This is a genomic window from Polaribacter sp. (assembly GCF_965656025.1).
Classification (GTDB): Bacteria; Bacteroidota; Bacteroidia; order Flavobacteriales; family Flavobacteriaceae; genus Polaribacter.
Window position 1 is genome coordinate 24765 of record NZ_CBFHJT010000002.1, and the last position, 11354, is coordinate 36118.

Genomic DNA, 11354 nt, shown 5'->3' on the forward strand with positions numbered 1-11354 from the left:
CTTCTAATTAGAAGTTAATAATGACAGATTGACATTTAAATAAACACATGGAACAAAAAAAATTCGACTTCAATTCTTTTATTGGAATGATTTTATTGGGAGGTATCATTCTTTGGTGGATGAATACCAATCAACCAGAAACAGAAACTACTACAGATACAAATACAACACAAATTGTAGATTCTACCAAAACTCAAACAAATACCGTTAATAACACTGTTGTTAATGAAGCTACTTACCAAAACGATTCTATAAAAAAATTAGCCCTTACAAATAAATTGGGTGCTTTTGCACAAAGTGCAATTACAGGTTCAGAAGGTGTTACTGTTTTAGAAAATGACGTTATAAAACTTACTATTAACAATAAAGGTGGGCAAATAAAAGAAGCTTTAATTAAGAATTATAAAACTTATGATTCTTTACCTTTATATATGATAAAAGATAACAATGCTTCTTTTAACATCAATTTTGGTACTACAGACAATAGAATTTTAAATACCAAAGATTTATTTTTTGAGCCATCTTTATCTAAAAATGGAGAAAACCAGATACTCTCTATGAGATTAAAGGTATCTGATTCTCAATATTTAGAATACAGATATGAAATGAAACCAGCAGATAATTATATGGTAGATTTTGCTGTTAGATCTCAAGGTTTAAGTACGGTTATCAATTCGTCTAATCCTATTAATTTAGATTGGACTTTAAATGGTTACAGACACGAAAAAAGTTTGCGTACAGAAAACACCATGTACACTTACTATTATTATAAAGCAGAAGAAGAAGTAGACTATATAAACGCAGGTAAATCTGAGGTTTTAAATGATGTAGATTGGGTTGCTTACAAACAACACTTTTTTACTTCTAATTTATTAACAGAAAAGCCTTTTAATAATGCAACCATTACTTCTACAGACTTAGTTCTAAATGAAGAAATTGATACGGTTTACACAAAAAAATTCGAATTAAAAACACCTTTGGCATTGTCTAATGGCGAGTTAAATTATAATATGAAATGGTTTTATGGCCCCAATGATTATAATTTATTAAAAACCTATGAAGGTACAGATTTAGCAGAGTCTGCAGATTTAGGTTGGGGAATTTTTGGTTTCTTAAACAGAACTATTTTTTATCCTGTATTTAACTTCTTAAAAGGTTTTTTATCAAACTATGGTTTAATCATCATTTTAATGACGATTGTTGTTAGAATCATTATGTCTCCACTAGTATACAAATCGTATTTATCTAGTGCGAAAATGAAGGTAATTCGCCCTGAATTGACTGCCTTAAATGAAAAATATCCGGGTAAAGAAAACGCAATGAAGCGTCAGCAAGAAACCATGGCAATTCAACGAAAAGCAGGTGTAAGCATGATGTCTGGTTGTATACCAGCACTATTACAAATGCCAGTGTTCTTTGCTTTGTTTAAGTTTTTTCCAACAAATATTTCTTTAAGACAAGAAAGCTTTTTATGGGCAAACGATTTATCATCTTACGATACTATTTTTAAATTGCCTTTTTCAATTCCATTTTATGGAGATCACGTGAGTTTGTTTCCTATTTTGGCATCTGTAGCTATTTTCTTTTACATGAAGATGAACCAGAGTCAACAAGCCAATATGCAAGCACCAACTCAAGAAGGTATGCCAGATATGAGCAAGATGATGAAGTATATGATTTACTTTTCTCCTATTATGATGTTGTTCTTCTTTAACAACTATGCAAGTTCTTTAAGTTTGTATTATTTTATCTCTAACTTATTAACCATTGCAATTATGTTAGTGATTAAAAACTTTGTTATCGACGAAGAAAAAATACACGCTCAAATAGAAGAAAATAAAAAGCGTCCTGAAAAGAAAAAATCTAAGTTTAGACAACGTATAGATGACGCTATGAAACAAGCACAGGAGCAACAAGCTAAACAACAGAAAAGAAAATAAATAAAGAAACCGAAATTTAAAAATTTCGGTTTTTTTTTGTTTAAAAAATTTAATTAATGAAAAAATTAATATATTAGCTAAATATTATAGAGTTTAAAAACTCTTTTATTGACCCCTAAATAATTACTTTATGACCCCTAAATCTAAAAGTAAATGGTACTTAGTACTATTTATATTTGTGTCTTTTTACACAAATAACTACGCACAAACATTTATTTGTAAAGATTATAGCAATAATCCCAATGTTACTATTGCAGCAAATCCTGGAGGAGCAGTTACCTATACAACTACACTAAATGTTGTAGATAATTTCTTTATTTCAGAATTAACAACTAGCGTAAATATTACACATACTTGGAATGAGGATTTAGATATTTTTTTAATATCACCAAATGGTACAAGAGTAAACCTCTCTTCTGATAGAGGCGGAAATGGTGATAATTATAACGCCACTTTTGACGATAATTCTTCTAATGTTTTACCTAGTGGAAATTCTACAGTAAGTGGTACTTTTAATCCTATTGGAAATTTAAGTGATTTTTCTGGAGAAAATGCATTTGGTACTTGGACTTTAGAAGTAACCGACGATACAAATCAAGATGGAGGTACAATAAATTCTTTTGCTTTAAACATTTGCGAACAAAACCAATTAGGGTATAGTTTCGAAAATTCGCTAGATGGATGGACAAACTCAACAAATGATAATTTTGATTGGACAAACGCAACAAGTACTCCTTCTGGTGGAACTGGTCCACAAAGTGGAGCTGCAGAAGGATCGTATTTTATGTATACAGAAACTTCTGGTTCTGTAGCAAATGGTGCAAGAGCACACTTAGAAAAAGAATTCGATTTTACATCTCAAATAGATTCTAAAATATCTTTTAATTATCACATGTATTCTGCAAATAGTGCTGCAAATATGGGTACTTTTAATGTTTTAGTAAGTTCTAATGGAGGTGCTAATTACAATAATGTTTTTAGTAGAACTGGTAATCAAGGAAACCTTTGGAATACTGCTGAAATAGACTTAAGTGCCTACGACTCAAACACGGTTATTATTAGATTTGAAGGTATAAGAGCCGCAAGTTGGCAATCTGACATATCTATAGATAATGTAAAAGTAACTGGAAAAAAAATTGCTTCGGGCATACCTATTACTGTTACTGCAAACTCGGGGCAAACCAAACAAATTGGAGATGCTGACCCAACATTTACCTACACAATCACTGCTGGTAGCTTAGAATCTGGAGACGTTTTAACAGGAAGCTTATCTAGAGTTCCTGGCGAGACTGTAGGTACTTATGCAATCACAATAGGATCTTTAAGTAATATTAAATATACGATAAACTTTGTATCTGCCAACTTTACAATTACAGACAAAGATACTGATGGAGATTCATACCCAGATAATGTAGATGTAGATGATGACAATGATGGTATTTTAGATACAGATGAAAACTGTGTAATCCCTGGAGCTGCAACACCACAAATAGACCAAATTGCTTACAATACTGATGGTTTTAGTATTTATGCTATAGGAGATAATACCAACAGTGGTTTAGGTTTTCAAGAATCTGGTTTTGAAAGTGCGGCTTTTTCTAGAGGACTAACACTAAATAGACTAAACGGTAGTAGCGATTTTAGTTCTTTACCAGGCTCACCAGGAACAGATGGTTCAGCTGCAACCACAACAGGAACTTGGACAAATGGTACTTTGTCATATAGTACAACAGCTGCAAACCCAACCACTCGAAGAAATCAATTTAGAAGGACAACAGGTACAGAATTTAGGTCTGGCACCTCAGGCGATGCTATATATATAAAGCCTTCTGTTAACTTAGTACAAGGAGAAGAATATACAGTAAATATAGGTTTTACAATACCTGTATTTGCTTTTAATTTTGATTTATTAGATATTTTAGACACTTATATTGATAGTGCAGATTTAATAATTAGATACGAAATTTATGCAGACACAGAGTTAGTGGCTTATTTTGAAAGTAATTTTATAGGAAATGATGCAACAGTAGTTGTAGACATTTTTGATGGAAATGGTGTTTCGCAAGGCACCATGCTTATTGGTAATAATGTAGAAACCTCTATTGGTTTCATATCTCAAAATAGTTTATCTAATGTTTCTATTGTTCATAAAGTTATTAACGGAACTATAGTTAGCAATAGAGCAGACTTGCATGGTTTAGATAATTTTGTATGGAGTACACAATCACAATCTTGTTTTGCAGACGATTTAGATTTTGATGGAGACGGTATACAAAATGATAAAGATTTAGATTCTGATAACGATGGTATACCAGACAATGTAGAGGCACAAACAACTATAGATTATATTGCCCCAAACTACATCTACACAATAAATGGTTTAGACACTGCATATGCTACTGGTTTAGTAGCGGTAAATACAGACGAAAATGGAAATGCAGATTATGTAGATTTGGATTCTGATGACGATACAATTTTTGATGCTTTAGAAGCTGGCTATTCTATAGACACAGATAATGATGGTAAGTCAGATGGAAATGTTGGGTCAAATGGTTTGGATAATAGCTTGTATAACGCAGACGACTTTAATGATGTTAATGCAGGTATTAACAATCCAACAAATTTACCAGATTCAGATGGAGATGTTTTAACCATTGGAGATGTAGATTACAGAGACAATCAGGTTTCTGGTATTCCAATGATTACACAAATCTATTTAGAAGGTACTAACAGAGTCATAGAAATAACAAACATAGATGATACAAATAGTATTCCAGCAAATTCTATAAAATTAGGTTTGTATCAAAATAAATCAGGTAATCAAACAGGTATTGTACCAGATTTTTCATATACAATACCAACAACAATTGCGGCAGGTAGTTCTTTATTAATTACCAATTCTGGTTCTTCTTATTCAGGAATTGTTAATAACAATATAACCAATTTGATTGGTGCAGATGACATATTAGTATTATCGCATCCAAAAAGTAATGTAAGTGGTGTTGATGATTGGAAACATCGATACGAAACAACATATAATTTACCAACTGATAAAATTTATGTAAGAAGTGATGCTGTTTTAGAAACAAATAAAGATTTTTCTGGAGCAGAGTGGGTTGCTTTTGTAAATCAAGATTTAGACCCTTACAGAGATGTAGATCTAGGAGGTCCAGAAAGACATCCTCATGCTCCATTAATTGAAGAAATATTAAGCGCTGATACAAATTCTAATTTAAGATTAGGTGTACACAATGTAAACCCAACAATTAGAGTTGGTAACACTTGGTCTAATGGAGCACCAGACAGAACTAGAAGAGTAATAATAGACCAAGATTTTACAACATCTTCTATTTTAAAAGCAAGGGAATTAACTATAAATGCTAATAGAAAACTAACTGTAAATAATAATTTGTTGGTCGTTTCTGAAGGCATTAATTTTGGTAATACGAGTAGCGAAATTAGACTTGCAAATGGTTCTCATTTAATACAAACACATACAGGAGGTTCAAGAATAAATGGCTCTGGTAAATTGTATATAGATCAAAACTCAGAAACACCAAGCAAATTTAGGTATAACTATATGAGTTCTCCTGTGGGTGGCACATCATTTACACTACAAGATGTTTTAAAAGATGGTACAACACCTACATCTGCAAGCTCAAATCCTTTAGATATTGATTTTGTTAGCGGTTATGATGGTGATATTACAAATCCAATAAAAATATCAGATTATTGGATTTACACCTATGCAAGTGCCAATGGTAAACGCTCTAATTGGAATCAGAAAAAAAGTACAGGTAGTATTCCTGTAACTGATGGTTTTACCATGAAAGGGCCTGGTAAAGCACAAAATTATACTTTTGTAGGTACACCAAATGATGGTAATTTAAATACTGCAGTTGGCGGTAATCAATCTTATTTATTAGGAAATCCTTTTCCTTCTGCAATTAGCACAAAAAAGTTTATAGAAGACAATAAAGATGCTATTGATGGCACCTTATATTTCTGGCAACATGCAGGAGAACAAGATGCAACCTCAACACAACAAGGACATTCTTACAGTGGTTATATTGGTGGTTATGCAACGAGAAATATTTCAATGGGTATTGCAGCTAACTCAGCATCATTATCTGGAGGTTTTAATATAATTTTAGAATCTGAAGCTGCAAATGTAATTGGTACTTTGGTCACAGACCTTTTAACAGATGTTGTATTATTAGATAATAATGCAGAATCTATTACATATAATAACATTCCAAGAGGTGTAGATGTTTTAAAAATAAACTACAGAGCTTTAATAGATAAAACAATAAAATTAAAAATAAATGGAAATGAAGTTGGTACATACGAATTGCCAAGGTCTTTAACATATGCCACTTTTGAAATTCCAAAATGCATACACAGTAATAGTGATGTTACTATAGAATCTATAGATGATAATGTACTTTATTTAAACAATTTAATTTTACAAGACGACGATGGCAAAACATCATGTGAACCAAATGCAAATGGTGCAACTGGTTTTACATATACATCACCATTAGAATATATAGCTGTTGGGCAAGGTTTCTTTGTAAGTGGAGACGCAGATGGTGGTGCAATTACATTTAATAATAGCCAAAGAGAGAATGTTACAGAAGGCACCTACTCTACCTTTTTTAAATCAAATAAAAAACATAAATTAGAAGAAAAAGCCAGAAAAAAATTACCAATTATTAAACTTGGTATGAATTATTTGGGTGATAATAGCAAAGAGTTACACAGACAAATTGGTATTTCTTTTAAACCCAATAATTCCTTTGATTATGACACTGGCTATGATAGTTACTTATTTGATTTATCAGCTACAGACTTTTACTGGAAATTTCCAAATATAAATCAGAAATTTGCCATTGCAGGAATACAAGATTTATCAGAGGATTTAGAAGTGCCTTTAGAAATAATTGTAGATAAAGATGGCGAAATAAATATAGAAATAGACGAAATTAGTTTTACTAAAGAAAACGTATACATTTTTGATAAACTAGAAAACAAGTACTATAGTTTAATAAATAATTCAGCCACAATTAATCTTTTAAAAGGGAAACACTCAAATAGATTTTTCATCACTTTTAAAGAGGCTAAATCTTTAAGTGTAGATGATATTATTTTTAAAGACTTAACTATTTTTTATGCTAAAGAAAGTAAAGAAATCAATATTAAATTAGAAAATAATTTAGAAATCAATAACACTAAATTATACACTATTATGGGGCAAGAAGTACAGAAATGGGAATTCAATAAAAACACTTCTAACTCAGAAAAACTAAAAGTAAACAACCTTTCTACAGGGGTTTACGTTGTAAAAATTAAAACCAATAGAGGTGATGTTTCCAGAAAAATACTAATCAATTAGTATTTTACTAGCCTTGGGGTTAAGAGAGTCTTTTTTAAGGCTCTCTTTTTTTTTACCTTTTTTTAAAACCAAACCCTTTTTTTTTACGTAAGCATTATTGGTAACCAACTAATAATATTATGCAAAATAAAAATACTTTAAAAAAACTGAGCTTTATATGCAGTTTCTTTTTCTTTTTAGCAACAATTCAAAATGGAATTGGCCAACAATTACACCAAGACTGCTCCCCTACTTCTTCTAAATTTAGCTGGTCTACAAACCCAAGTGGAAACAATCAATTTAATTGGCCTTCTGGTAATTTAACAAACACATTAAATAATGTAGACAATAGCAATGTAAATGTTTCTTTTACCTTTAGCGGAGATACAGCTAGTTTAAACAGATGGCAAAACTCTAGCTCTACAACAGATTCTCCTGCAATAGGTACAGATGCAAGTTTTCAAGAAAATTTACAATTTTACACAAGTGGTTTTAACAATCCACAAGGTGTAACAATAACCATTAACTTTAGTGAACCTGTAAACGCAGTTGGTTTCGATTTATTACACATCAACCTTGGTGGTGCAAGTGGAGATAAATTTACAGTGTCTGCAACAAACACATTAAATAACACCATTTTACCAACATTTACAAATTCTAACTCTCCATCTTACAATTCTAATGAAACAACGGGTGTGGTAAATGCAATTGCTGGTTCTACAAATAGTAATTCTTGGGTAGGTGTAAATTTTTCTGATACTAACAGAGTTTCATCAATAACTATACAATGGCAAGACTGTAATTCTTGTACCACAGGTTTTTTACATGGTGCAGGTATAAGTGGTTTATCTTTTTGTGCTACAAATACTAATAGTTTAGATACAGATTTAGACACCGTCATAGATGTAATAGATATAGACGATGATAATGATGGTATTTTAGATATAGAAGAACAAAATTGCGAAAACTCAAATGCAGGAACAGTAACAAATAACAACTCTTTTCCTGTTGATAATGGTGTACGAAATGAAAACGATATTGCAGACGGTATTAATGGTCGAGGTGCCGAGTTTAATAATACCAACGACCTTTTAGTGGTTAATTTCGGAAAAGAAATACCTGCAAATACCATTTTAAAAATTCAAACTTTTGCAACAAATAATGCTAACAAAACAGTTGTTATAGAACAGTCTAATGCCAATGGAAATACAACTTCTAACCCAGTTTCTATCTCCCATAATAATGGTAACAACAATTCTAAAAACACAGATTATGTGTTAACAGAAAGTACACAATATATTAAAATATCTATGTCTGTACGAAATGGTGGTAGAATTGAGGTAGATTTTATAGAATATCAGGCATACAATATTTGTAATGATTTAGATACAGACAATGATGGCACTCCTAATCGTTTAGATTTAGATTCTGATAATGATGGCTGTCCAGACACAAAAGAATCTAGTGTACCGGCTAATCTAATAGATTTTAATGGAATTTTAAAGTCTATTGTTGATGGTAATTTTGGTAACAATGGATATTTAGATATTTTAGAAAATAACGATACAGTAAACGCAACACCAAACTTTACAAACTCGTACAATTTATATGCAATAAATAATAATGTAAATGCTTGTGGAGAGGTAATTATTACGCAAGTTTATCAATCTGATACTGACAGGTGGATAGAAATAAAAAACATACACCCAACTGCCATCGTTCCAACAAGTACAGTTAGTATAAGTATCTTTTTAAATAAATCATCTAGCAACCTAACTAATGTAACGCCTGATGCTAGATTAACTTATACAGGTGTAATAAATCCTGGAGAAGCTTTTTTATTTAAAAATTCGAATTCAACTATTACAAATGTAAAAAATGGTATTGGTTTAGTTAACAATGCAACTCTAAGTAATTTTAATGGTGGTAACGACTTTATTGTGCTTTCTAAAAATGGTTCAAACTTAAATTGGGATTTAAGAACCGATGTAGTAACAAATATCCCAAACAATTCTAGTCTTGTAAGATCAGATTTAATTACCCAAGGCAATAGAAACTTTACAGATTCTGAATGGATAGTTTTTGTAGATGACAATTTAGATCCTTACAGAGATTTGGCAAATGGTGGTCCAGAAAGACACCCACACTCACCACTGTTATCAGAAATTAATACTGCAAACACAAATAAAAACACTTTATTAGGAGAGCATATTGTACAACCAACTTATAGAATAGATAATAATTGGTCTAATGGCTTGCCAGATAGGTCTAGAACTGTCATTTTATCAGAAAATTTTATTACTTCAGAAACTTTAAAAGCAAATACATTAACATTAGAAAATACAGGTAAAATAACGATTAATGATGCTCTTTTAGTAGTAAATAAAAACATAAATTTAATAAATTCTGATAATGAAATAAGATTAGCTGGCACTTCTCAACTAATACAAACACATACAGAAAACAGTAAAATTACGGGTAATGGAAAATTATTAATAGATAGACAAACCAATGTGGCAAGTATTTATAGATATACCTACATGAGCAGTCCTGTAAATACAATTGGTACAAATAATTTTAAAGTAAAAGACATACTTAAAGATGGAACATCCCCCATTTCAAATACATCTCCTATTGTAGATATTAACTTTGTTGATGGTTTTAATGGTAGTGCAACATCTCCCATAAGTATAGCAGATTATTGGATTTATACCTACGGAAGTGGAGATGGAACAAGATCTAATTACGTGCAACAAAAAAGTACTGGTACAATTGCAGAAACGGATGGTTTCTTAATGAAAGGTACAGGTGTTAATCAAAATTATACTTTTGTAGGCACACCAAAAGACGGAAATTTAATTACAGCGATTGGTGCTAATGAATCTTACTTGGTAGGAAATCCATTTGCATCTGCAATAAACTCTAAAAAGTTTATAGAAGATAATTTAAGTTCAATCTCTGGAACCTTGTATTTTTGGGAACATGCAGGAGAACAAGATATTGAATCTTCTAACAATTCTGGCCATAATTTTGGAGGTTATATTGGTGGATATGCAACAAGAAATATTTCTATGGGGTTAGCTGCAAACCAAGTGTCTACTAACAATAAACCAAACTCGCCAACAATAGGCGAAGGTAGTTATAAAGCACCAAAGCAGTATATTGCTGTAGGACAAGGTTTTTTTGTGGGTGGCAGTAATACTGGTGGAAACATTACTTTTAATAATAGCCAAAGAGAATATATATTAGAAGGCGATGAATCTGTGTTTTTTAAATCAAAAACAAAAAAACTAACCAGTGCAAAAAGTAACACCTTACCAATTATAAAATTAGGTATGGATTATTTAGATGATAATCAGAAAACTTTACACAGGCAAATTGGTATTTCATTTAATAGTAATAATACTTTTAAAAAAGATATTGGTTATGATAGCGAACTTTTTGATTTAAACGATACAGATATGTATTGGCAATTTCCAGAAGATGAGGCAAAATATGCAATTGCAGGTGTGCAACAGATTACACCTGAGCTTAAAATACCATTAACTATAGAAATTAATTACGATGGTAATATTACCCTTTTAATTGATGAAACTAATATTGACAACGATAACATTTATTTATATGACAGTTTAAAAGAGGAATATTATCAACTTTTAGGTAATAAAATTGAATTAAACTTAATAAAAGGAAGTTATAAAGAAAGGTTTTTCATGACATTTTCAGAAGAAAAATCACTAAGTATTACTGATAATATCATAAATGATGCTACTATTTATTACGATACAAATAATGAAGAAGTAACTATCCGTTTAAAAAATAACGCAATATTTAAAACTGTAAACATATATACTTTATTGGGGCAAGAAATAAAAAACTGGAGTGCTAACAAAAAGGACATCTACAAAACAAACATCTCTTTAGGAACAAGGTCTAAAGGAGTTTATATTGTAAAAGTTGCAACAAACAAAGGTACTATTTCTAAAAAAATATTAATTAATTAGTATTTTACAAAGCTTTGGAGTCAAGAGAGTCTATTT

The 11354-nt window shown here is 30.9% G+C and carries 3 protein-coding genes; all 3 read left to right on the forward strand.

What is annotated here, in order from left to right; all coding sequences use genetic code 11:
• The first annotated feature begins 47 nt into the window (after positions 1–47).
• Positions 48–1940: a membrane protein insertase YidC gene (gene yidC, locus ACTG3S_RS00600; RefSeq protein WP_439127436.1), complete on the forward strand. Its 1893-nt coding sequence runs from the start codon at positions 48–50 to the stop codon at positions 1938–1940.
• A 130-nt stretch (positions 1941–2070) separates the two neighbouring features.
• Positions 2071–7335, forward strand: coding sequence for a proprotein convertase P-domain-containing protein (locus ACTG3S_RS00605; RefSeq protein ID WP_439127437.1), 5265 nt, complete (start codon positions 2071–2073; stop codon positions 7333–7335).
• Between the two features lie 119 nt (positions 7336–7454).
• Positions 7455–11318: a T9SS type A sorting domain-containing protein gene (locus tag ACTG3S_RS00610; protein ID WP_439127438.1), complete on the forward strand. Its 3864-nt coding sequence runs from the start codon at positions 7455–7457 to the stop codon at positions 11316–11318.
• The last annotated feature ends 36 nt before the right edge of the window (positions 11319–11354 follow it).

Excerpts from the sequence above, each read along its gene's own strand:
- yidC (WP_439127436.1), top strand. The coding sequence starts at position 48 with ATGGAACAAAAAAAATTCGACTTCAATTCTTTTATTGGAATGATTTTA.
- ACTG3S_RS00605 (WP_439127437.1), top strand. The coding sequence starts at position 2,071 with ATGACCCCTAAATCTAAAAGTAAATGGTACTTAGTACTATTTATATTT.
- ACTG3S_RS00610 (WP_439127438.1), top strand. The coding sequence starts at position 7,455 with ATGCAAAATAAAAATACTTTAAAAAAACTGAGCTTTATATGCAGTTTC.